The 25,853-nt window shown below is 30.8% G+C and carries 22 protein-coding genes and 1 riboswitch; of the genes, 20 read left to right on the forward strand and 2 right to left on the reverse strand.

The features are described 5' to 3' along the window. The first annotated feature begins 656 nt into the window (after positions 1–656). From Q326_RS0115960 to Q326_RS0115970, 3 genes are all read left to right on the forward strand, one after another. Positions 657–2,312 (forward strand): BCCT family transporter, encoded by a 1,656-nt coding sequence (locus Q326_RS0115960; RefSeq protein ID WP_034602606.1) that lies wholly within the window; start codon positions 657–659, stop codon positions 2,310–2,312. A 143-nt stretch (positions 2,313–2,455) separates the two neighbouring features. After that, a complete protein-coding gene (locus tag Q326_RS0115965) occupies positions 2,456–3,277 on the forward strand; it encodes an EFR1 family ferrodoxin (RefSeq protein ID WP_026896252.1) in 822 nt (273 codons plus the stop codon). 70 nt (positions 3,278–3,347) lie between these two features. Beyond that, entirely contained in the window at positions 3,348–3,794 is a 447-nt protein-coding gene (locus Q326_RS0115970; RefSeq protein WP_026896253.1) for a staygreen family protein, read from the forward strand. Between the two features lie 43 nt (positions 3,795–3,837). Here Q326_RS0115970 and ade read toward each other — a convergent pair whose 3' ends face one another. Then, positions 3,838–5,631, reverse strand: coding sequence for an adenine deaminase (gene ade, locus Q326_RS0115975; RefSeq protein WP_026896254.1), 1,794 nt, complete (start codon positions 5,629–5,631; stop codon positions 3,838–3,840). A gap of 46 nt (positions 5,632–5,677) precedes the next feature. Continuing rightward, positions 5,678–5,778, reverse strand: a riboswitch (purine riboswitch). Positions 5,779–5,967: 189 nt separating this feature from the next. Here ade and Q326_RS0115980 point away from each other — a divergent pair. The 12 genes from Q326_RS0115980 to Q326_RS0116045 all read left to right on the forward strand — a co-directional run bounded on the left by Q326_RS0115980 (position 5,968) and on the right by Q326_RS0116045 (position 19,036). Further along, entirely contained in the window at positions 5,968–6,516 is a 549-nt protein-coding gene (locus tag Q326_RS0115980) for an NADH peroxidase (protein WP_026896255.1), read from the forward strand. Between the two features lie 221 nt (positions 6,517–6,737). After that, on the forward strand, positions 6,738–7,802 hold the full coding sequence (locus Q326_RS0115985; RefSeq protein WP_026896256.1) for a YibE/F family protein: 1,065 nt from the start codon (positions 6,738–6,740) through the stop codon (positions 7,800–7,802). Between the two features lie 643 nt (positions 7,803–8,445). Beyond that, on the forward strand, positions 8,446–9,915 hold the full coding sequence (locus tag Q326_RS0116000) for a flavocytochrome c (RefSeq protein ID WP_156936342.1): 1,470 nt from the start codon (positions 8,446–8,448) through the stop codon (positions 9,913–9,915). Positions 9,916–10,066: 151 nt separating this feature from the next. Beyond that, positions 10,067–10,387 (forward strand): putative heavy metal-binding protein, encoded by a 321-nt coding sequence (locus Q326_RS0116005; RefSeq protein WP_026896258.1) that lies wholly within the window; start codon positions 10,067–10,069, stop codon positions 10,385–10,387. A gap of 29 nt (positions 10,388–10,416) precedes the next feature. Beyond that, complete coding sequence (locus Q326_RS18100) at positions 10,417–12,012, forward strand: HD domain-containing phosphohydrolase (protein WP_051531585.1); 1,596 nt, start codon at positions 10,417–10,419, stop codon at positions 12,010–12,012. A gap of 247 nt (positions 12,013–12,259) precedes the next feature. Then, positions 12,260–13,432 (forward strand): membrane protein, encoded by a 1,173-nt coding sequence (locus Q326_RS0116015; protein WP_026896259.1) that lies wholly within the window; start codon positions 12,260–12,262, stop codon positions 13,430–13,432. 13 nt (positions 13,433–13,445) lie between these two features. After that, positions 13,446–14,639 carry a metal-dependent hydrolase family protein gene (locus Q326_RS0116020; RefSeq protein ID WP_034602609.1) on the forward strand — a complete coding sequence of 398 codons (1,194 nt, stop codon included), beginning with the start codon at positions 13,446–13,448 and terminating at the stop codon, positions 14,637–14,639. A gap of 196 nt (positions 14,640–14,835) precedes the next feature. Continuing rightward, a complete protein-coding gene (locus tag Q326_RS0116025) occupies positions 14,836–15,684 on the forward strand; it encodes a metallophosphoesterase (RefSeq protein WP_026896261.1) in 849 nt (282 codons plus the stop codon). A 214-nt stretch (positions 15,685–15,898) separates the two neighbouring features. Further along, positions 15,899–16,330 carry a flavodoxin gene (locus Q326_RS0116030; protein WP_026896262.1) on the forward strand — a complete coding sequence of 144 codons (432 nt, stop codon included), beginning with the start codon at positions 15,899–15,901 and terminating at the stop codon, positions 16,328–16,330. Between the two features lie 17 nt (positions 16,331–16,347). Continuing rightward, positions 16,348–16,977, forward strand: coding sequence for a DUF3793 family protein (locus Q326_RS0116035; protein WP_026896263.1), 630 nt, complete (start codon positions 16,348–16,350; stop codon positions 16,975–16,977). Between the two features lie 124 nt (positions 16,978–17,101). Beyond that, entirely contained in the window at positions 17,102–18,160 is a 1,059-nt protein-coding gene (gene mnmA / locus Q326_RS0116040) for a tRNA 2-thiouridine(34) synthase MnmA (RefSeq protein WP_026896264.1), read from the forward strand. Positions 18,161–18,472: 312 nt separating this feature from the next. After that, positions 18,473–19,036, forward strand: a complete 564-nt coding sequence (locus Q326_RS0116045) for a ferritin family protein (RefSeq protein WP_051531587.1) — start codon at positions 18,473–18,475, stop codon at positions 19,034–19,036. Between the two features lie 42 nt (positions 19,037–19,078). Here Q326_RS0116045 and Q326_RS0116050 read toward each other — a convergent pair whose 3' ends face one another. Further along, positions 19,079–20,029, reverse strand: a complete 951-nt coding sequence (locus Q326_RS0116050) for a hypothetical protein (RefSeq protein ID WP_026896266.1) — start codon at positions 20,027–20,029, stop codon at positions 19,079–19,081. Positions 20,030–20,268: 239 nt separating this feature from the next. Between Q326_RS0116050 and Q326_RS0116055 the strand changes: the two genes are divergently transcribed. From Q326_RS0116055 to Q326_RS17745, 5 genes are all read left to right on the forward strand, one after another. Further along, on the forward strand, positions 20,269–21,807 hold the full coding sequence (locus tag Q326_RS0116055) for an RND family efflux transporter (RefSeq protein WP_026896267.1): 1,539 nt from the start codon (positions 20,269–20,271) through the stop codon (positions 21,805–21,807). Beyond that, positions 21,800–22,486 carry an ABC transporter ATP-binding protein gene (locus Q326_RS0116060; protein WP_034602612.1) on the forward strand — a complete coding sequence of 229 codons (687 nt, stop codon included), beginning with the start codon at positions 21,800–21,802 and terminating at the stop codon, positions 22,484–22,486. The genes Q326_RS0116055 and Q326_RS0116060 overlap by 8 nt, the downstream gene beginning before the upstream one ends. Before the next feature lie 13 nt (positions 22,487–22,499). Continuing rightward, positions 22,500–23,681: an ABC transporter permease gene (locus Q326_RS0116065; protein ID WP_026896269.1), complete on the forward strand. Its 1,182-nt coding sequence runs from the start codon at positions 22,500–22,502 to the stop codon at positions 23,679–23,681. 250 nt (positions 23,682–23,931) lie between these two features. Continuing rightward, positions 23,932–24,783 carry a hypothetical protein gene (locus Q326_RS0116070; RefSeq protein ID WP_026896270.1) on the forward strand — a complete coding sequence of 284 codons (852 nt, stop codon included), beginning with the start codon at positions 23,932–23,934 and terminating at the stop codon, positions 24,781–24,783. A 45-nt stretch (positions 24,784–24,828) separates the two neighbouring features. Beyond that, entirely contained in the window at positions 24,829–25,662 is an 834-nt protein-coding gene (locus tag Q326_RS17745; RefSeq protein ID WP_245592125.1) for an aminotransferase class IV, read from the forward strand. Positions 25,663–25,853 lie beyond the last annotated feature (191 nt).

A 25,853-nucleotide genomic window follows, 5' to 3' on the forward strand; every position in this document is an offset into this window, starting at 1 on the left:
ATATTTCCAAGACCTACTGCTGAACCGGCGGCTGCCATGATGAACCCAATACGAGACCCCCAGTTTTCACGCTGATTGTTTTTACTTTCTTGCATCGATTAATCCCTCCTTTAAGAATTTGAATTTTAGAAATAAATGTAAGGTAGTACTTTATTATATTACCACGATTTTTTCTAAATGTCCAGATAATTGGGAAAAATCTTAAAATTAACAAAGTTCAAAAGATTCAGATAATATTTTCATAAAATGTCAAAAAGTGTCGTATTGCAATATATATATAATACATGATATAATTGAGATTAGTCAATAAAATCTAATGTGAAGTAAACACTTGGAGTAACTTGGATTGCGAGGGTTAGTATGTACCGTATTGAGGCAGACTAATGTAAGTTTTCCATAAAAGAAGGGAAAGGGTGTTGAAAAACATAAATTAAGAACTGGGTGCTGTGCAGGCCAAATAAGGTATGCACTATACTATCATTGATGGTATAAAGTGAGGCAATTTGTCGAAACTTAGACACTCTAACTCTTTAATATTGAAGAGTTAGAGTGTCTTTTTTGGTTATACGCCTCCATGAAAAAGTAAAAATATGTAATAAATACATAAAATAGTTATTACTATATTATAAATTTATGGAAGGAGTGGTTCTAAATATATGGATAAAAAACTACGAACAACGATGGAAGAAAAATTGTTTAGTAGAAATTTTAACAAATTTGGATTGGATATGAATCCTGTGGTATCTATGGGAGCGGGATTTATTATTTTTATATTTTCTCTATTTGCATTTCTGGATTTAGATAGGGCTAGTGCTGTATTTAGTGCATTAAATATAGCGATTGTTTCCAATTGGGATTGGTTATTTATCCTAAGTAGTAATTTGTTTATTATTGTTAGTGTAGTGATGGCGTTTTCAAAGCTAGGAAATGTAAGGATTGGTGGGGTTAATGCTCGCCCATCATTTGGTAATTTTGCATGGTATTCCATGTTAATTTCTGCTGGTATGGGTATAGGGCTAATGTTTTGGGCAGTAGGGGAGCCTCTATATCATGAAATGCAAAGTCCACCAATATTCGAAAATGGTCATTCTGCAGCTCAAGCTATGGCAACTACTTTTTTTCATTGGGGATTACATCCATGGGGTATATATGCATTGATTGCATTAGCTTTATCATTTTTTGCATATAATAAAAAATTACCTTTATCTCTCAGGTCTGTATTTTATCCATTATTAAAGGATAGAATTTTTGGGATATGGGGAGATATGATTGATATTTTAGCAGTAGTAGCCTGTCTTTTTGGATTGGCCACTTCGTTGGGATTAGGTGTACAACAAATTAATAGTGGATTAAATTATTTATTTGGGATACAAATAAGTGTAACAACTCAAGTAGTATTAATTTGTATAATTACAGCTATGGCCACTATTAGTGTTGTTTCGGGTCTTGATAAAGGGGTAAAAATACTTTCTGAGTTAAATATTAGGATGGCATTTATATTTATGGTGATAGTGCTAATCCTTGGACCCACTAGTTATATTATTAAGCTATTTAGTAATTCTTTAGGAGTTTATTTAAATAATTTTATTCAATCGGCATTTTATGTAGGAGATAGTGGGGGTGCATGGCAAGGAAAATGGTCTGTATTTTATTTGGCATGGTGGATTTCCTGGTCACCATTTGTGGGTATGTTTATTGCTAGAATTTCCAAAGGGCGTACTATTAGAGAGTTCGTATTGGCAGTAATGCTTGTTCCTTCATTATTGTCCTTTCTTTGGCTAACTACATTTGGAGGAACAGCTATACAAATAAATGCTATGCAAAATGGTGCATTGTTTGAAACAGTGGGAAGTAATTTGCCAGTGGCATTATTTGAAATGTTACAGTATTTACAATCACCAATATTTGAAGGAATTCTACGAACCCTATTATCAATATTGGGAACTTTGTTGGTTATATCTTTCTTTGTAACATCTAGTGATTCAGGTTCTTTAGTTGTTGATAATATTACATCAGGAGGAAAATTAAATTCTCCAGTTCCACAACGTGTATTTTGGGCTTGTATGGAAGGACTAATTGCTATAATACTCCTTTTGATTGGGGGCGAAGCAGCCCTTAAGGCACTTAGAACTGCAGTAATTGGGACTGGTCTTCCATTTGCTATTATTTTGACACTTATGAGTATTATGCTTATAGATAGTGTTCGACGTGCTCATAAAAAGCAGAAATTTATACGTGAGATGGATCGATTTGAAGCACTTATGGATGAATATGAAGAAAATGAAGAAGATATGGATGGACCAGCTGCATAATCTAAATAAAATCAATACTCCTTTCTGATGACAATTGTTAGTTAGATTGAAATCAGGAAGGAGCTTTTTATATGTAGATAGAGGATTTTCCAGTATAACATCAAAATTATAATGTAACACAATATTATATTAGGAGTGATTTTATGATCGAGAGAATTCATGGAATGTATTTTAGTCCTACAGATACGACAAAGACAGTAGTATGTGAAATAGTAAATGAAATTTATGAAGGTATGGATGGGGAAATAATTATAAATAATATTGACTTTACATTACCTGAAACTAGAAAGAAGCCACTAAACTTTGGACAAAAAGATATGGTAGTAATAGGAGTACCAGTATACGCTGGGAGAGTTCCCAATATATTGTTGAAATATCTAAATAATATGGTAGGGAGTAATACATTGTCAGTCCCCATAGTTCTTTATGGAAATAGGAATTATGATGATGCACTAATAGAACTAAAGGATATTCTTAACTCAAGAGGATTTAAAACAATAGCAGGGGGTGCATTTATAGGAGAACATTCCTTTTCTAAGACACTTGCCAAGAATAGACCTGATGATAAAGATATGTCTATAGTGAGGGATTTTGCTAATAAAATCCACAATAAAATAAAAATGGGAAAAGATGAAATTCAAATGATAGATGTAAAGGGCAATAGGCCCTATAGGAAATATTATATGCCTAAAGATAAAGGGGACAATGCTGTTGATATTAGAAAAGTTAAGCCAAAGACTAATAGTAACTGCATAGACTGTAAATTATGTGCCAAGCTATGTCCTATGGGTTCTATTAATTATAAAGATGTATCTAAATTAGATGGTATATGTATAAAATGTGGAGCATGTATTAAAAAATGTCCAGCTAATGCAAAGTATTTTGATGACAGAGATTATCTGAGGCATAAATACGAACTAGAAGTTGAATTTTCTAATAGAAGAGAACCAGAGTTATTTTTATAATGAACTATTGTCTCAGGATTTTAATATAATAAAATAATGGGTTATTATTTGTTAATAAGGAAGTGTTAATATGAAAACCTTAAATCCTGAGAAACTCAATGTAGAATTTAAGAAGGGTGTCGATGAGACTGGACCAATTATTCCTAGAAGATATACTCTAACACATTCAGATACTACTGGAGAACTTTTTTTGACAATAGGTCTATATTATGCTTATGAAAATATAAACCCTTTAAGAGATGAAGTGTTGGCAGAATGGAGAATTTTAAATGATAAGTATGTCATGATTGTACATTGTTATGTTTCTGGACCAATAGGAAAAGATAGGGCAAAAAAGAGATATGAAATATTTAATAGAGAACTACCGTTGGCATTGGAAGCTATTAGATATGGAGACAGGATATTTTTTGAAACACACAAATTTTTGGACAAATCCCCAATATGGGTCTATTTTAGATCCTATTATCCTGAATATAATAGCATCGAATATTGGGGAAAACCAAAAATGTATAAATAATATTATATAAAAAATATATAGACCATTATGGTCTATATATTTTTTATTCAGCGAATATGTCTATTTTTTTAAAGTTAACTGTATCAAAAAGTCCTCTATTAGTTAATCTAAGCTCTGGAAGAACAGCTAAAGATATAAGTGCCATAGTCATAAAGGGGGATACAAGTTCACAACCCAGTTTTTTCCAAGCGCTATCTAGTTTGGCGACAGATTGTGAAACAGTTTCAGCATCTTCCTCTGATATCAATCCTGCTATGGGAAGAGGGTTAAGTGCTATAATTTCACCATTTTTAACTGCAACCATACCACCACCTACTTCGGCTAATGTATTACCAGCTAAAGCCATGTCTTCATCATTTGTTCCAACGATTAATAAATTGTGGCTATCATGAGCAACGGTAGAAGCTACAGCCCCATCTTTTAATCCAAACCCTGTAACAAATCCTTTACCCATGGTACCAGTAGCATTATGGCGTTCAATTACTGCTGCCTTTATAATGTCCTTTGATAAGTCATTTTTAACAACTCCATTTATAATAGGAAGACTATTTTTCCTGGCATAAGTGCCTACTTTAGCCTCTATGATCTCCATGATATTAAGCAAAGCGTGATCTTTTTTAGTGCTGGGAGCTAGGATTTCAAAATCACTTGCATCTAATGTTCTACCTATATTCATTGTATTTTTAGCAAAATCAGGATAATTTGATTTTGATATATGTATACACATTTTATTTTTTTCTGCGATTAGTTCCCCATTAATTAATACTTTATCTACTTGGACTTTTGTCAAGTCTTTGATTAATAATATATCTGCCCATTTACCTGGAGAAATGCTACCTAGGTCACGATTCATATTGAAGCAGTCGGCAACATTAATGGTTACCATTTGAATAGCTGTAATAGGATTAACGCCTTCTTCTATGGCCCGTTTAACGATATGGTCCATATGACCTTTGGTAATCAAAGTATCAGGATGGGTGTCATCACTAACTAAAGTTGCAAATCTTGTATCAATATTATTTTCAGTTATACTACGAACAGTTTCTTTTACATCATGCCATGCAGAACCTTCACGAAGCTGGACATACATACCTAGACGCATTTTGGCGATAGCATCTTCCTTTCTTACTGATTCATGACAACAACGAACTCCTGATGCTATATATGCATTTAGCCCCATACCTGTTTCAGGCATAGAGTAGTGTCCAGTAATTGTTTTATTGGATTCAAGAGTAGCTATAAGTTCTTTATGCATTTCATCATCACCTGACAATACACCTGGGAAATTCATCATTTCTCCAAGACCTGCCACTGTATCCCATTTCATTGATTCCTCAATATCCTTAGCACTTATAAAGGCACCTGTATCTTCAAATCCAGGGGTTGCAGGGACGCATGAAGGCATAGCAGTATATACTCTAAGGGGTACGTCTTTACCATCTTCTATCATTAACTTAACGCCTTGTACTCCCAATACATTTCCTATTTCATGGGGATCCATATATATAGTAGTAGTTCCATGGGGAATAACTGCCTTAGCATATTCTTTTACGGAAAGCATACTACTTTCAACATGTATATGACCATCCATAAATCCTGGTGATATATAAAGTCCAGTGGCATCAATAATTTTAGTGTTTTCACCAATAGTATGGTCTGCATTACCAACTAATGCAATCCTACCATGGGTAATGGCTACATCTATATTTTCTAGTATCTCTCCAGTATTTACATTAATTAAATTGCCATTTTTGATTACTAATTCTGCCTTATCTATACCTTGGGCGACCATAACTAGTTCCTTTGTGACTTCACTTAATTTATATCTTTTATTCATTTTGTATTCCTCCTATTTTGTGATTGATATAAAATCACTCTTAATTAAAGGAGATAAACTAACTTTAGTCGAATAATTTACGGTTATTCGGTAGAAACTCCTAAGCCATATCCTTAGAATTATAAGAGTGTGATTTTAATATTATCATTTTAAATAAGTGTTTTCAATATATAGAAGTGATAAAAAAATATATGACTAATATAGTAAAAGATTTATAAAAAAATAACAAAAAAGTATTGACAAATAAATTATATATAGTACAATATTAATTGTAATAATTACAAATGAGTAATAGTTACAACAATTATAAATGAAAATTATAGGAGGTTTTTTCTAATGAAAAAGTATATTTGTAAGGTATGTGGATATGTACACGAAGGAGAAGAAGCACCAGAAGTCTGTCCTCAATGTAAAGCCCCAAAAGATAAATTTATACTTCAAGGAGAAGAAGGATTAACATGGGCAGATGAGCATTTTGTAGGAATAGCAAAAGATGTTGATCCAGAAATTATAGAAGGACTTAGACAAAACTTCATGGGAGAATGTACAGAAGTGGGAATGTACTTAGCTATGAGTCGTCAAGCAGATAGAGAAGGATTGCCAGAAGTTGCAGAAGCCTATAAAAGAATAGCATGGGAAGAAGCAGAACATGCTGCTAAATTTGCAGAATTATTAGGGGAAGTAGTTACTGATAGTACTGAGAAAAATCTTCAAATGAGAGTAGATGCAGAACATGGAGCATGTATGGGTAAAAAAGAGCTAGCTACAAAGGCTAAAGAATTAAATCTTGATGCAATCCATGATACAGTACATGAGATGTGTAAGGACGAAGCTAGACATGGATGTGCCTTCCAAGGATTGCTTAAGAGATACTTTAATAAATAAACTGAATGCTAATAAAAAAGACTTCACTTAGTCGACTAAGTGAAGTCTTTTTTATTAGCATTTTTTGGGCTATTAGTTATTAATATCTTAAAAGTTGAAGATGGATATCTATATAAATCGTTAAAAGTATTAGTACTTTATTATCTTGACTATACATATTATTGAATATGGACAACTACTAAAGTTTAATATTCTATATAGATTACAGGGGGAGAAATATTATGAAAAAATTGATTATTGTTATTGTAATAATATTACTAATTAATACAATATCTTGGGCAGTTAGTGGACAGAGGATTGTAGCAGAAGTTATAGAAAGAGAAAAGATAGAAGGTATTATGGAAAAAGAAATTTTAAAAGTTAAAATACTTGAAGGAAAATATAAGGAACATATCATAACTATAGATAGAGAGAGGATACAGTACTCTCCATATGACTTTCCATTAAATATAGGAGATAAGATATTAATGGATTTATTTATTGATGATAAAGGAACCTTGACTGGTAATTTTATAAATATCTGGAGAATTGACAAAATAAAAAATCTAGCTCTGATTTTTATAGTTATGATGATATTATTTGGGGGATTAAAAGGCATATTATCATTAACTTCATTACTTTTTTCTGGATATGTTATTATAACTTTTATGATTCCAACAATCCTCAAGGGATATAATATAATATTCATTTCCATAATATCTTCAATAATAATAATAATAACTAGCTTCATACTTATATCGGGACTTACTATGAAAAGTATAGTTTCTATAGTGGGAACTGTAGGAGGGACTATAATAGCTGGATCTTTTGCGTATGTATATTCCCAGTTAGCAGTGATTACAGGGTTGGCAGATGAAAATGTAATGTTTTTGGTTACTAATATAGGAGCAGAGATAGATTTTAGCAGTCTTTATATGAGTTCCATACTTATTGGTACTATAGGGGTTGTTATGGATGTAAGTATGTCCATAACTTCATCAATGTTTGAGATAAAAAAGCAATCCCCTAGAATGAAAAATAGAGACTTAATTTTGTCAGGTTTGAAAATAGGAAAAGATATTATGTCTACAATGGTAAATACTATAATCCTTGCATATGCTGGCAGTTCAATGCCTTTGCTTATTATTAATTTTTTATCTAGTAATCAATTTATATATACTATTAATAATGAGGTATTAGCAATGGAGATAATAAGGTCTCTATGTAGTAGTATAGGGTTAGTTATGACCATACCTTTGACTGTATTTATAGCGGCATATGCGGTTAAAGATAAGAGATATATATAATAGTTAGTAGTTGATAGTTAGTAGTTTGGGTTTTCTGGTTATTACATGAACTATTAACTATTTTTATTAGACTGTACAAATGGAGATACAGTCATTAATGACTGTATCTCCATTTATTTAATAAATAAATATTGGCTAAGTTAATTATTAGTAGCAATAACAGAATAAAACTACTAAAAGTAAAAAGAAAAATAACAATTCACTATTCATACCACATCCACATTGAGCATCTGCCATGATAATCCCTCCTATTTTTTTATTCGGAAAGGTGGTTTAGCATCTATTGAAACCGCCGTAGCAATTGCAGAATATAATGACTAACAATAGAAAGAAAAATAACAATTCACTACCGCAATCGTCCCCACCAAATAAACCTCCTAAAAAATTACCATCTGCCATGATAAAGCCTCCTTTATATTAATATTTTATTTGTTTGTATAGTATAGACTATTCAATAGGTAAAGATTTTGATACAAAACAAAAAAATAATTTATACAATATGTAATTTAAACCATTTTAAAGCATAATAATTATATTTTGACAATAGATTAAAAAACATATATAATGCTATATGGCAGATAGATTGTTAATAAATACTCAATATTTTAACAACAATTAAAATAATATGAAGGAGGAATTAGTCATGAAAAGGTTTCTGTCATTGATTATGGTATTAGTTTTAATTGTTTCTGTAACAGGATGTGGTCAAGATAGTCAGACATCAAGTGATGAGGGAAGTGTAGAAAAATTAGAGGAAAATTATGATGTAGTAGTAATAGGTGGAGGCGGTGCAGGTCTTACAGCTGCCATAACAGCGAAAGAACAAGGGGCTAATGTAGTATTATTAGAGAAGATGTCTTTTGTTGGAGGAAATACTTTAATTTCTGGTGGCGAAATGGCCGCAGCTAATAATTGGGTTCAAAAAGATTTGGAAATAGAAGATAGTACAGATATACATTATGAAGACACCTTAAAAGGTGGAGATAATGAAGGTGATGAAGAAATTGTAAGGACTTTAGTAGATAATGCACTATCTACTGCCGAATGGTTAAGAGATGATGTTAAAGTTGAATTTGAAAAAGACCATTTATATCAGTTTGGAGGACATTCTGTTAAGCGTTCTTTGATACCTAAAGGAGCTACAGGAAATGAACTTATAACAAAGCTTAAAGCTAAGGCAAAAGAGTTAGAAGTACCTATAAAATTGGAGACAAAAGCAACAGATTTAATAACTGATGATAAGGGCAAGGTTGTAGGGGTTAAAGCAGAAAACAAAGATAAACAAGAGTTAACTTTCAATGCAAATAAAGGTGTTGTTATAGCAACAGGAGGTTTTGGCGCAAGTGTAGAAATGCGTAAGAAATATAATCAAGAGTATGGAGATAATTATTTAACAACTAATAACGTAGGTGCAACTGGTGACGGCATTAGAATGGCTGAAAAAGTAGGGGCAGAGCTTATACAAATGGATTATATCCAGACATATCCTGTATGCAATCCTAAAACAGGAGCTATTTCATATGTAGCTGATACAAGGTTTGATGGAGCAGTATTGATAAATAAAGAAGGAAAAAGATTTGTTGAAGAATTAGATAGAAGGGATGTTATATCAGAGGCTATCATATCTCAATCAGATCAATTTGGATACTTAATTTGGGATTCAAAAATAGCAGAAAATAGTAAGATGGATAAACATCAAAATGAATATGAGAAATTAGAGAGAGATGGACTGATATATAAAGCAGAGACATTAGAAGATGTAGCTAAATTTTTTGATATATCTGTAGAGAACTTCACAAAAACTATTGAAAAGTATAACGAATTTGCAGCAAAAGGTGAAGATGAAGACTTTAATAGAAAGGGAGACATAGTATCTATAGATAAAGCACCTTTTTATATACAAAAGGTAACTCCTTCCGTACATCATACCATGGGAGGGATAAAGATAGATAAAGATGCCCATGTTATATCTACTGATGGCAATATAATTCCAGGGCTATTTGCTGCAGGAGAGGTTACAGGTGGTGTTCATGGAACAAATAGATTAGGAAGTAATGCCATAACTGATATAATGGTATTTGGAAAAATAGCTGGAGAAAATGTAGCAAAATAAATAAAAAAATCTGCGTGAATACTGTCACGCAGATTTTTTTATTTAGATTAGAATTGAATATATTACCAAATAGTGATATTATAAGTAAAAAGAATATATAGAATAATTGAGGGAAGTATAAAAGATATATAAAATAGTGGGAGGGAAAATTATGATAACAACTACAACACCCAGTGTAGAAGGAAAAAAGATTGTTGAATATAAAGGAATAGTATTTGGGGAAGTAATCTCTGGTATGAATTTTGTTAAAGACTTTGCAGCAGGTCTTACTAACTTTTTCGGGGGTCGTTCCAAATCATATGAAGGAGAATTAATAGAGGCTAGAGAATCGGCTATAAGAGAATTGGAGAGGAGAGCAGCAGATATAGGAGCTAATGCTGTAGTGGGAGTAGATATAGATTATGAAGTATTAGGTCAAGGTGGTAATATGATTATGGTAACTGCTTCAGGAACAGCTGTGGTAGCTCAGTAAGGGTATCCAAGAGAGGAGCAAGCATCACCATGGAATACAAATTGAGAGATATAATTGATTTAGATGAAATAAAAATCCTTTTGGATAATATTAATATTATGACTAAAGTTGCTATTGCAATAATAGATTTAAAAGGAAATATTATTTATAGCTCTCATTTCAGTAAAATGTGTAATAATTTCCACATGAAGGAATCAAAATATGGTGAAGAGTGTATAGAGGATTGTATCAATAATTCCCGTTTAGAGAAAAACTATAATGGCTTAAAATTATTGAGATGTAAATATGGGATTGAAATGACAATTATTCCGTTATTTATAAATGATATAAAATTAGGAGACTTACTACTAAGTCAGTTTTTTAGAGATGAAAAAGATAGAATGAAGCTTGCTTCTAATAGTGACAAATATGGATTTGATAAGGATGAATATATTAAGTCATTGAGAGAAATACCTGTACTGACCGATGAGGAGTATCAATCTTTGCTATTATTTATTGATAAATTTATAAAATTAATCTCTGAAAAGACCATGGCCAATATAAAACAAAAAGAAATCGAAAGGGAATTGTTATATGCAAAAACTGAATTGGAATCATCGGTTCAACAGTTAACTGCATATGAAGAGGAGTTAAGATACAATTATGACAAGTTAATAGAGAATCAGAAAAGATTAAAAGAAAGTGAAACACAATATAAATTATTATTTTCTTCTATGAGTCAAGGATTTGCATTGCATAAAATAGTAACTGATGAAAATAATACACCTATAGATTATGTCTTTTTGGATGTAAATAAGACTTTTGAAGATATAACTGGTATGTCAAAAAAAGAGGTATTGGGAAAAAGCATATTAGAGATACTGCCTAAAACAGAAAGCTATTGGATAAAAAGATATGGACAAGTAGCTATCACAGGTAAGGGGATAGAATTTGAAGATTATGCTATAGGATTGGATAAATACTATAGGGTAAGTGCATATAGTCCAGAGGAAAGAAAATTTGCTGTATTGATATCTGATGTAACTGAAGAAAGACAGATGAAAGAAAAACTTAAGAAAAATCTTATGGAGATTGTGGAAAGTTTAGGTTCAATGTTAGAAAAGAAGGATATGTATACGGCAGGACATCAAAAAAATGTAGCGAAAATAGCCTGTAATGTAGCAGTAGAAATGGGATTGCCATATGAACGGGTAGAGAGTATTTATATTTCTTCTATATTACATGACATAGGTAAGATATGCATACCATCTGAAATATTGAACAAACCAGGGAAATTAAATGATATAGAATTTGAACTTATAAAGATGCATTCTCAAAGTGGATATGATATAGTAAAAAATATAGATTTCAAATGGCCCATAGCTAGAATAATTCTAGAGCATCATGAAAAAATTAATGGGTCAGGATATCCAAGGGGTCTAAAGGGAGAGGAGATATTACTGGAGTCTAAAATAATAACTGTGGCAGATGTAGTAGAGGCAATAGCATCCCATAGACCCTATAGACCTGCATTAGGAATAGAATATGCTATGAAAGAAATAGATAAGAATAAAGGTATTTTATTTGATGAAAAAGTTGTAGATGCGTGTTTAAATATATACAAAAAAGGTAAAATAGGACTTTAAAATTTGAAGGAATATATATTGTATAAAAAAGAAGACACTTCAATTGGAAGTGTCTTCTTTTTTTATTGGAATCGTTATCCTAAAATGTAATATAACTGTAATATTTAATTCCTTGACATAGGCAAATTAAACTCATAGAATAGAAAGAAAATTCTAATAGGATTTCATTGATTTAAAGTGATAAATAGATATTTTTACCGTTACATAGGTGAAGATGTTATTTTTATAAAAAAGGAGGTATGATGGTATGAACAGTTTATATGCTTTGACAACAGTATTGATTATCTATGCAATTGGAGACTTTGTATCTGCAAAGACTAAGGCTATCTTTTCCATGCTATTTGTTTCTTCAGCTATATTTCTAATAGGGTTTTGGAATGGATTACCTTTAACTATTTTTGAAGATGCAGCATTGTTGAAGATTGGAGCTATTCTTATTGCACTACTTATAACTCATATGGGGACATTGATGAATATTGGTCAGCTCAAAGCACAATGGAAAACAGTAATTATTGCATTAGGAGCAGTAGTTGGTATTGGAGTATTTTTGTTTTTAGTAGGCTCTCCAATATTGGGAAAAGAATATGCAGTTACAGCAGCACCACCAATATCAGGAGGAGTAGTTGCTGCCCTAATAATGGGGGAAGCAGCTAAGGCAAAGGGATTGGAAACTATAGTTGTGTTTACTACTTTATTAGTTGTAGTACAGGGATTTTTAGGTTATCCCATAGCATCTATATGTTTGAATAAAGAATCAAATAGGATAAAGATGCTTTATAAAGATGGAAAGTTAGAAACAGATAATGGTGATAACAATATTGAATCTAGGCCTAAATACAGGATAATTCCACCATTACCAGAAAATTTACAAACTACATTTATATATCTAGCTAAATTATCTATTGTTGCTGTTATAGGATTTAAATTAGCTGAGTTAACTAATGGAATTGTAAATAAATATGTTATGTGTTTAATCGTTGGAATTATATCTAGGGAAATAGGTTTATTGGAAGAAAATATAATGACTAAAGCCAATGGATTTGGTTTGGGAATGGTAGCATTAATGGCAGTAATATTTGCTAATTTAACCAAGGCTACACCACAGATGGTATTGGATTTATTATGGCCATTAATAGGAAGTCTTTTGTTAGGATCAGTAGGTATAGCATTGACATCTCTAATATTGGGAAAGGTATTGGGATATACAAAGGAAATGGCTATAGCTATAGGTATTTCATCACTATTTGGATTTCCAGGAACATTTATTATATCTAATGAAGTAGCTAACGCAGTAGGAGAAACTGATGAGGAAAGAAAAATAATTTTAAATCAAATATTGCCAAAGATGTTGGTCGCTGGATTTATAACGGTAACTATAGCATCAGTTGTACTTGCAGGTGTAATGTCTAAAATGATATAGGGGAGGTATATTGATGGATAATGAATTTTTAATAAAAGGTGCCAAAATTATTGATGGAACAGGGAAAGATATTTTAGAAGATGTCTGTATGGTAGTAGAAGAGGGAAAGATAAAGTATATAGGAAAAGAAAAAGAGTTTGGAGATGCTAAGGAAATAGAAGTATTAGATATGACAGGTAAGACTATAATGCCTGGAATGATAAATAGTCATGTACATATATTAATGGAGCCAATAGGAGATCCCTTTGGATTAATGACTGGAGAATCGGAAGCAAAGACTGTTATTAGGGGTATAAACAATCTTAAAAAACATTTGAAATCAGGAGTGACATATTTTAGAGATATGGGAGGATATCATTTCCTTGATATAGAATTGAAAAATGCTATTGAAGAAGGATTTGTGGAAGGACCTAATTTTTTGGCAAGCGGAAAGGTAATAACTATGACTGGAGGCCATGGATGGCAAATGGGAAGAGAGGTCAATGGCGCTGATGATGTGAGAAAGGGAACTAGAGAGCAATTAAAGGCAGGAGCAGATGTAATCAAGATTATGGCTACAGGAGGGGTAATGACTAAAGGTGTTGAACCGGGTTCACCACAATTAACCTTTGAAGAAATAAAAGTGGCAGTAGAAGAGGCACATAAAGCAGGAAAGAAAACTGCCAGTCATGCCCAAGGTACTCAGGGTATAAAGAATGCAGTGTTGGCAGGTATTGACTCTATTGAACATGGTATATTTTTAAATGATGAGATTATAGAGCTAATGTTGAAAAAGGGAACATATCTCGTACCTACATTGGTGGCACCACACTTTATAATAGAAAATGGAGTAGAGGCAGGGATACCTGTACATGCTGTGGAAAAATCTAAAAGGGTCATGTCTAGCCACTTTGAAAGTTTTAGAAAGGCTAAAGAGGCTGGAGTAAAGATTGCTATGGGTACAGATGCAGGTACACCTTTTAATCTTCATGATAAAAGTGCATGGGAATTAAAGCTTATGGCTGAGGCAGCGATGACAAATATGGAGGCTATAGTTTCTGCTACAAAAACGGCATCGGAACTATTAGGCGTAGATAAGACCCATGGAACATTAGAAACAGGAAAAGTAGCAGATTTTATAGTATTAAATGAAAATCCCATTGAAAACATAGATACACTGTTAGATATTTCAGAGGTTTATAAAAATGGAGTATTAGTAAAAAGTTAATAGTTATTAGCTAATAGTTAGTAGCTAGTAGTTCGTAGTTAGTAGTTTAATGAAGAAATCTGGAGGATTTCCACCATCGACTATTAACCAGTAACTATTAACTACTAACTTTTTCTATATTTTTACAAATATTATGAAAAACTCTTTTAAGTATGCTATTATGGAAAGGTACTTATCAAAGGGGTTGAGAATTTAAATGAAAAAAAGAAAGAGAAAAACAATAATATATTTATTGGCAATAATATTATTAATAGTATTTTTATATTATGAAAATAATGGAGTTACAGTATCCCATTATGATATAAAATCAGAAAGAATACCACAATCCTTTGTAGGGTTTAAGATTCTCCAAATATCTGATTTGCATAATAAGGTTTTTTTAAATAAAAACAAGGGGATATTAAAGAAGATAAGGGATGAATCTCCAGATGTGATTGTGATAACAGGAGATTTAATAGATAGAAGAAAATATAATGAAGATAACGCCATGATGTTGATAAATAGTATCAAAGATATGGCACCTATATATTATGTGACTGGAAATCATGAGGGATGGTCAGGAAAATTTTATTCATTAGAGAGAAAACTGAAGGAAAATGATGTAACTATATTAAGAAATGAATCTATAAATATTGAAAGAGATAATGATAGTATACAAATGATAGGGATTGATGATCCTGCTTTTAATACAAAGGGATATATGGAATCTTATAAAAATATAGATATCTTAAATAGTAATATGAACAATATTAAAAATCGTGATTTATATACTATATTATTATCCCATAGACCTGAAATGTTTGATTTATATGCAGATAAAGAAATAGATTTAGTATTTTCAGGTCATGCCCATGGAGGACAAATAAGGATTCCCCTGATAGGAGGATTAATTGCACCAGACCAAGGGTTATTTCCTAAATACTATCAAGGTATATATATAAAAGGAAATACATCTATGATAGTAAGTAGAGGATTAGGGAATAGTATAGTACCTCAAAGGCTTTTTAATAGGCCTGAAATAGTTGTAGTAACTTTTAAAGAGTAGTATAAGAGAGGGTACATTAATAATCTAGAGTTAGTAGCTATTAGTTGATATTAGAAATCTACGGATTTTATTATTGAACTAGTAGCTACTAATTTTTTATGTTTTTTGAAAAAGAATGTTAAAAAAGTATTGATAAAAAATGTATTAAATGTTATTATGTAATTGATAGTGATAATCACTATCAATTACATAATAAATCTTAGGAGGGATTTAGATGAAAAAATTAAATATAATATATTGGAGTGGTACAGGAAATACAGAAAAGATGGCAGAGTTGATATTAGAAGGAGCTAAAGGAGTAGATAATTTAGAAGCACAAATGATAGATGTATCTTCAGCAAGTAAAAAGGATGTAGAAGAGTGTGATTTAATAGCATTGGGATGCCCTTCTATGGGTGATGAAGTTTTAGAAGAAGGAGAGATGGAACCTTTTATGGAAAGTATAGAAGGTTCATTATCAGGTAAAAAGATAGCTCTTTTCGGTTCTTATGGATGGGGTGATGGAAAATGGATGAGAGATTGGGAAGAGAGAATGAATAATTGCGGTGGAGATTTAGTAGATGATGGTCTTATAGTAAATGGAGAACCCAGTGGTGATGCTGTAGATCAGTGCAAGGGATTAGGAAAGTTATTGGCAGAAAGTTAATAAGGAAAGTGATATAAATGTGCAAGGCGACCCATAGGAGATATTTTGAAACTATATATGGATTCCAAGATAAGGGGTATATATATTCCGTATTATTTTATAATATAGCCCCGATATTGACAAAGGATAAAGAATCAGTGCTTTTGACTTTTAGTAAAAACAGCAAAAGAAATCTGTACAGTATATGGGAAAAATATAGGAATGATATAGAGAAACAATTTGATTTAGATTTTTTTCAACTTAGGAAAACCGATAAGACATATAATATTTTATTTTACAATAAAGAAAAGCTAAAAAAGACTTTGTCTAAAAAGAGGAATAGAAGATTTCTTGAAAGATTTGGATATAATGGATTAACAGATGTAAAAGATTATTTAAGGATATTAAGCAATAGATATGAGAGGGCGTGTCCTCATGAAATAGGTATATTTTTAGGATATCCCTTAGATGATGTAGTAGAATTTATAGATTGTCCCAATAAGGAGTGTCTTTTTACAGGGTATTGGAAGGTGTATAATAATGAAGATGTTGCTAGACAAATATTTGATCATTATGATAGCATAAAAGAAAAAACTATGAATTTTATAATGGATGGACATGATTGGCATATGATTTATGATTATTTAGATAAAAAAAATATTGTCTAGCATATGAGCTCAGTTTATGAAGTACTTCATAAACTGAGTTTTTTAATATAGAAATTTTAAATATTGTGTAGTAGTGGTATAATGTTTTTATTCAAACTATTTTTATATAAATGATGGTGATAATATGAAATTAAAAAATAATAGAGTAATGGTAGGATTAAGTGGAGGCGTTGATAGCACTGTTACTGCTCATATATTGAAAAGTATGGGTTATGACGTTATAGGTATAACTATGTTGACATCTAATGAATGTGATTTTATAGAGGATGCTAAAAGGGTTTCTCAAATTCTATCTATTCCCCATTATATATTAGATATAAGAAAGGAATTCAAATCCTCTGTTATAGATAAATTTGTAGATATGTATTCACAGGGTAAAACACCGAATCCCTGTGTCATATGTAATAAGACCATTAAATTTGGAAAAATGTTGGAAATATCCAAAGAATATGGGGCCTATTATTTTGCTACAGGACACTATGCTAAAATACAATATGATAAATCTATAGATAGATATAGAATCTATAAAGGTAAGGCCAGTGGTAAAGACCAGGCATATGTGTTATATTCATTAAAACAATGTCAATTGGAACATATACTTATGCCTTTGGGACATTATCCTTCTAAAGATTATATAAGGAAGATTGCTCATGCAATATTACCTGATATTGCAAAAAAAGATGATAGCAATGGTATATGTTTTATACCAAGTGGAGACTACAAGAAGTTTTTAAAGACATACTATCCCCATATAATAAAAAAAGGTAATTTTGTAGATGTAGATGGGAATATACTGGGAAAGCATAAAGGAATAGTAAATTATACAATAGGGCAGCGAAGGGGTATTGGAGAAAGATTTAATAAGCCTATGTATGTGGTGGAGCTTGATGCCAACAATGATAGAGTTATACTGGGAGAAAACAGTGATACTTTGGCCAAGGGACTTTTGGGTATTAATCCTAATTTTATACCCTTTGATAAATTAGAAGGTAAAATGAAAGTTAGGATGAAAATTTGTCATTGGGGTTGGTATCTAAAGGGGAATATTCAAATGACCAGTGATGGCAAGGTGAAGGTATTGTTTGATAGAAAAGAGAGGGCTGTAGCCCCTGGGCAGGTGGTAGTATTTTATAAAGATAATGAAATAATTGGAGGAGCAGAGATAGAAACAGTGATAAAATGATAAATGGGAAAGTAGTGTGCTAGGCTACTTTCCCATTTATCTAATGGATCGATTAATTATATATTTATTAATCATAGCTAATCCAATGGCAGATTGCCTGTACGGGGAAGGGATTGGCTATGATTATATCAGTTTTACATACCAAATAAAGTATCTAAATCTATTACCATTCACATATAGGGTAATAGATTTAGATGCAAAAGTCAATGATAGTGTATTAACAAAAGCAAACTATTTTTAGAATGAATATGTTATTATATTAACAGATCTCATTTATTAAAATTATATAAAAATTCAAGGAAGGTGTTAGTTTTGGATATAAATAAAAAATGCATGCTATGTAATATGAAAATAAATAAAAATAATTATAATATAAATAAAATGTCTTTTTTGCATCAAAATAATCTAGATGACAGTATGTTTTGTCCATTTTGTGGAGCACCTAGTGAATATATAGCAGGACCTTCAGATAATCTAGATATATGGAATATGCAATTAGATAATAATACTTTAGATATTTTAGATAAGGCTATGAAATTAGAAATGTTTAATTATGAATTCTATAGAGAAGCGGAAAAGTTAGCTCAAAGTCAAAATTTAATATATATGTTTAACGCATTGGGCAATATAGAATTTATGCATGCAAAAATACATAAAAGGTTATTTGGACATAAAGATTTACCTATTTTGCATAAACCCAATTATGAAAAATATGACAGTGATGAAAAGCTTTTAAAGCAAGCATGGTTGAGAGAAGAACATGCAATAAAGTTTTATAAAAGATATTACGATAATCTGTGTAATGATAAATTGAGAGATATTTTTAATGTATTGATTGGAGTGGAACAACAACATATGGTATTAACTAATAAATGAAGCATAGAACTAGTTCTATGCTTCATTTATTAGTTGGTGCTTTTATTCAAATTTTTCTTTTATTAAATCATGAACCTTATTTCCATTTTCAAATATTTTATCATTTATTATATAGTTATTATTTTCAATTTTTAAGAGATGTTTCTTGATTATCTCGCTGGTAAGAGAGTCAGGATATTCAGATATAATATTTTCATAGCTGTCCTTTACTTCATCTAAAATCTTGTTATCTTCCCAGCTAAAAATAGGCGTATTACTTAAACCATACATGTATGAAGTTATATAGCTATAATATAGATCCATTATTTGTTCATGTCTCACTGCATTAGGATATTTAACTAAAAATTTTTCAGTGGTGATTGTTCTATCGGCTAATTCTTCCCAAGATATGGCCAATGCTGCATCTCTAGTCATAATCTCGTTGGATTCTTTACTCATTAAATCTATATATGCGTTTATATCTTCTGATAAATATTCCTTATATTTTTTTAATGCACTATGATTAATAAAAGGATAGTAATCTCCCTCTAAATTGAAAAATTTAAAATGACCCTTTTTCATTTTTATTATTTTTTCCTTTAATTCTTCATTAGGAATTTTATCAATGATATCATCACTATTTATTTCTTCTTCACTAAATGACATCAATTCTTTTTGATAATTATTTGTGAACAATTCATTCATATACTTTTCTGTAAAAGAATCTTGAAGAGATTCCAATTTGACAATAAGCTCGTCGGCATATTCCTTAGGAAGTTTATGAATATTTTCGTCTATAAATATTACAGCATCTGCTGGAGTTACATTTCCAGATAGTAAGCTATCATATTCTGACATTATATTGTCTATGTCTTCTTTTGTTGTTTCTTCGGTGGAATCTATACTAGTTTCTTCTGATTCGGGAGTTTTAGATTCAGAAGGTTCTTCTTTAGGACTACATGCAGTAAAGGCTAAGGCTATAATCAATATAAAAATAAATGAAAATTTTTTCAAAATATATACCTCCTCATGTTTTAGATATTAATATAACAAGTATATTATATAATCAATTAACAATTAACTAATTACAAATATATTACAGTTTCATCTGTATAGATAATACTTTTAAATGCATCTTACAAAAATGTAAGATTTATGTCTATAATTGTAACCTTTATGAGTTGATATATTTATATTGAATGTCTATAATGGATGCAGGTGAAATATAATATTTAGATAGGAGCGTTGAAAATATGAAAAAATTTAAGAAAAAACATCTTATAATAACAGGAATAGTCATAATTGTAATCGCAGCTATTTTTATGACTGTCAAAATGAAGGGACAATCGGGTAATGATGTTATGGGAGATATGCAGATGCCTCCAATGGAAACAGAGACTACAGTTCAAAGGGGTAATATAGAATCTAGTATAACTGGTAGTGGTAATATAGAGTCTAGATTTGTAAAAGAGCTAAAGGCAAAAAATGATGGAACAGTGGGGATTACATATGTAAATGAAGGAGAAGAGGTATCAAAGGGAGATGTAGTTTTAGAGTTAAATAACGATGTTGATAATATAGGTATAAATCAAAGTAATTTAAGTATTTATGAAGAAGAGATGAATTTAAGAGAGATGAGAGAAAAAGCAGAACATCTTAATTTTAAGGTACCATTTAGCGGTGTAGTAAGCGATATATTTGTAGAAGAATCTGATGAAGTATCAGAGGGAGAAAAATTTCTTAAAATAATAGATAAGGACAATATTGAAGTTGTTGGAGGATTTAATAAATCATTAATAGATAATATATCAGTTGGAAATAAGGCATATGTATTAATTGAAGGAAGTTATGAAAGCATAGAAGGAAAAATTACTAAGATTAGTCAAGAAGGATATGGTACTGAAGATGGTGGACTATTGTATGATGTAACTGTTGAGATTAAAAATCCAGGGGCATTGGCAGAAGATATGGATGCTAGAGTTATTGTAAATGGAATTACGTCACCAGAAAGATCAAAATTAGAATGGAAGACTAATAAAGAGGTTACATTTGAGATAGGGGGAACAATAGAAGATATTTTAATAGAAAAGAATCAAAGGGTGGAAAAGGGACAGGTTATATGTAAAATAAAAAATGAAGACTATATGAGAGATATAGATATTCAAGAAAAGAAATTAGAAAATAGAAAATTAGAATTAGATAAAAAGAAAAAAGAAATAAATGAGAATATAATTTATGCACCTATAGATGGAACATTGGTGGAGTTAGCTAAGGTACCTGGAGAAAATATAACATCAGAAGAGGTATTAGGAAAGATAGCAAATTTAAATAATTTAGAAGTTACTATAGAAGTAGATGAATTAGATATATTAAAGGTTAAAAAAGGACAAGATGCAAAAATTACAGTAGAGGCATTGGAAGGAAGGGAGCTTTCTGGAAAGGTAACAAAGATTTCAGAAATGGGTACAGTTTCTAATGGAACTGCTAGTTTTAAGGTTACTGTAGCTATAGAAGAGGCAGCAAACCTTAAGATAGGTATGAGTGCCAATATAAAGATACTATTGGCAGCTAAAGAGGATACATTGATAGTACCTATTGAATATGTAATCAATAGAGATAACAAGCACTATGTAATAGTAAAGGATGAAAAAGAGGGTTCTAAGGAATTAGAGGTAGAAGTAGGGTTAGTTTCCAAGAGTCTTGCAGAAATAATCTCAAAGGATATTAAAGAGGGAGATATTATATATAAGGAAGGATTTGCACCTCAAAAGGAGACTGAAGCTAATGAGTAATCATATAATTCAAATGAAAGATATTACAAAAACATACAATACTGGGTCTTTGGAAGTAAAAGTATTGAAGGGTATTTCCATAGATGTATTGGAAGGAGAATTTGTTTCTATAGTAGGAGCAAGTGGATCAGGAAAATCAACTATAATGAATATTATGGGATGTTTAGATACGTGTACCTCTGGAAAATATGTGTTAGATACAAAGGATATAGATAACTATACAGAATCTGAACTGGCTATAGTAAGAAATAAAAAGATAGGATTTATATTTCAAAAATTCAATTTATTACCTAAATTAAATGCCTATGAAAATGTGGAATTACCTTTACTTTATAGAGGAATGGAGAAGGAAGAAAGAAAAAAAAGAGCATTGGAAGCACTGAGCATGGTAGGGTTAGAAGATAGGATAAAACATAAACCTACTGAAATGTCAGGTGGTCAACAGCAAAGGGTGGCCATAGCTAGGGCTTTAGCTGGTAATCCACCATTGATATTGGCAGATGAACCCACAGGAAACTTAGACAGTAAATCCAGTGCAGAAATATCAGATATATTATTGGATTTAAGTAGTAAAGGAAAGACCATAGTATTGATAACCCATGATAATGAAGTAGCAGAATTAGCCAGTAGAATAATAGAGATAAAGGATGGGGAAATCATAAGGGAAAAAAGAAAATAGAGGGGAATAAATTATGAATATACTTACTATTTTAAAATTATCTGTAAAGGAAATAATGTCAAATAAATTAAGGTCTTTTTTAACTATGTTAGGAGTAATAATTGGTGTTTTTTCTATTTTAGTTTTGGTGTCCATAGGACAAGGGGCATCACACAGTATTACTGCTGATCTTGAAAAAAATTCTGATATGATAGAAGTAAATATATTTCCAATGGATCAAAATGATCTTATGGATTATAAAGAAGCTATGGAATTTTTTGACCAATTTAATGCAAAGACAGTATCTCCTATATTGGATAATAATAAGGAAATAAAGTACAAAGATATAAAGCAAAGTGTTTCGGTAAAAGGTGTGGATAAAAGTTATCTAGAGATAGATGGTAGTCCAATAATGGACGGAAGATTTATTGCTGATCTAGATATAGAATATAGACAGAAGATAGTAGTAGTAAATGAGATGTTTAGAGACACCTTTTTTCAAGGAGAAGATCCAATAGGTAAAAATATAAAAATAGATGGTGACAATTATAAAATCGTAGGAATACTGAAAGACAAAGAAGCTTCTATGTTTGAAATGATACAAGAAGAAGTATTGATGCCCATTACTACAATGCAAAGGGTACTTGATGTAAAGGGAATAAACAATGTAAGAATAAAGGCCCATAGTAAAGAAGAGGTTATGAGTTTATCACAAGATATAGGAACTGCATTAGATGAGTTATATCCTTCAGATGAAGAGTCCCGTAGAAGAAATTATTATATATTTACACCCGAAGAGATAATAAAGAATATAAATGAAACCACAAGGATATTTACTCTTATGTTGGGTGGCATTGCTGGTATATCTTTGTTAGTTGGAGGAATCGGGATAATGAATATAATGTTTGTATCAGTAACTGAGAGAACCAGAGAAATAGGTATAAGAAAGTCCATAGGTGCTCAAAGGAAGGATATATTGATGCAATTTTTAATAGAGTCCAGTGTGGTAAGTGGTATAGGTGGGATTATAGGAATAACATTTGGGTTAGTAGTCAATAGTCTCATAGGGAAATTTAGTCAATTACAGCCCCAATCCAGTCCCCAGATTATACTTTTAGCATTTGGTTTTTCATTATTTGTAGGAATAGTTTTTGGTATATATCCTGCCAATAAAGCGGCTAAATTAAAGCCAATAGATGCATTGAGATTTGAATAAGAAGAAAATCGCTATTCACGTGAGCATTAGATTAATGATATAGATATAAGAAAGTTAGTAGTTAGTAGTTTAATGAAGAAATCCATAGGATTTTAATCATCAACTACTAACTATTTTTATGAACAATAATTTTGAAACAACCTAAAAGTTTATTAGGTTGTTTTTCTTTTTACAATCTCCTATAAGTTATAAAAATATGTTATTATATAGATGATTGTCTCGGGTTATAATAACCGTGAGGTGATAATTATTGGATAAAAAAAATATTATAATATTTTTTATTATTTTATGTATGTTAACTTTAGCAGGGTGTGGTGAAAAGCCCCAAAAACCATTGAAAGAAGATTCTAAGGAGAAGATATCAGAGCATTTAGAGAAAATAGATGGAGAAAATGAAAAATTAATAGAGGAAGTAGAGAAGATTAAGAAAGAGAGAGAAAAGCCTGTAATAATGCTTGAAGATGAGAAAAGTAGCAATTCAAAAAATGAAGAAGAGAAGGGAGATGAAGAAAAAAAGGAGAAAGATGACACAATAAAAACGGAAGATAAGATCTTAAAAAGGGATAAAGCTGTTTATACTATGTGGGAAAACACATTGAAAAAAGTAGAATTAATTCATCAAGAATGGAATAGTTATGAACAAGAAGCTATAGAAAAAGGGGCATCATCTGATGATATACTTGCATTTGAGAGGGCAATAGATGGGTTGGCTTTAGCGGTAGACAATAAAGACATATTTAAAACACTAATTAAAGCCAATGAAGCGACTTATAATTTAGCAAGATTTTTTGATTTTTATAAAGGAAATATAGATGGAGAGATATCTAGAATAAAATATTATGCAAGACAAATATATTTAGCATCAGCATTAAATCAGACTTTAGACATGGATGGAATGCTTAAAAATATATCGGATGCATTAGACAGATTAAGGCAAAAAGTTAGACTTGAAGAAAAGGATAAAGATGTTATAATTAAGCTACATTCATCTATACAAGATATGCTTAAGACATTCCAATATAAAAATACTGAACTTTTAAGAATAAAGAAGGATATAGTATTAGAAAATGCTAAAGAAGTTTTGGAAAAGGCCAGAAAATAAATAGGACATAATTTTATCTAGTATTGAAATAAGGGGGAATTTATTGTGTTAATTGAAGCTATAAAGGATTATTTTATATTAAATGGTGAGATTTTACCTGTGAAAGATATACACTTGTTGAATAGACAGTTAGGTCCCTTTGTATATGAGGTAATAAGGGTGGTTGATGGTATTCCCCTTTATATAGAAGAGCATATAGATAGAATGAAGAAATCTGCTAAGCTTGCAGGCAATAATTTATATATGAATAGTGAATCCATAATAACAAATACGTATAGGTTAATAGAGGCAAATAAATGTGATAATATGAACATAAAATATATGTTAGGAGATATGAACAAAGTAATACACAGCCTATCTATGTTTTTTATAAATAGTTATTATCCAGACGAAGGGGTATATAAGAAGGGGATACATACAACATTATTACAATGTGAAAGGGAAAAACCCAATGCTAAGATAGTAAGTAATGATTTTAAAAAGAAGGCCAAGGAAAAGATGGATAAAGAAAAGGCCTTTGAAGCAATTTTAGTTAATGAAAAAAGATATATAACAGAGGGTAGTAGATCCAATATATTTTTTGTTAAAGGCAAAAAAATAATAACAGCACCTGCAAATAATGTATTGTTAGGAGTAACTAGGAACAAGATATTTAAGGTATGTGAAGAATTAGGATATGAGATAGAAGAAAGGCATGTATCAGTTAGAGAACTTATGTCTATTGATGGGGCATTTATGACCGGTACATCTGTTAATGTGTTGCCTATAACTACTATTGATCATATAGAATATGATTCTGTAAATAATGATATAATAAAGAATATATCAAATGGATATATTGAAGATATGAATAAATATATAAATGATAAAAGAAAATAAGTCTGTATAAAAGAGTTAGTATTTAAAAGTTAGTAGTTCGGAGTCTGTAAATAACTTTGTGCTTTTAGGAAGTTTAAATCCAATCTGACAATAACTATTAAATTAAATAATATAGAACAAAATTGATACTAACTTTGATTATAGAATTGCCAAAGCTATATGATTATATTCATAAAATCTTATGGTTTTGG

The sequence above is a fragment of the Clostridiisalibacter paucivorans DSM 22131 genome, from assembly GCF_000620125.1.
In the GTDB taxonomy this organism is placed as follows: domain Bacteria; phylum Bacillota; class Clostridia; order Tissierellales; family Clostridiisalibacteraceae; genus Clostridiisalibacter; species Clostridiisalibacter paucivorans.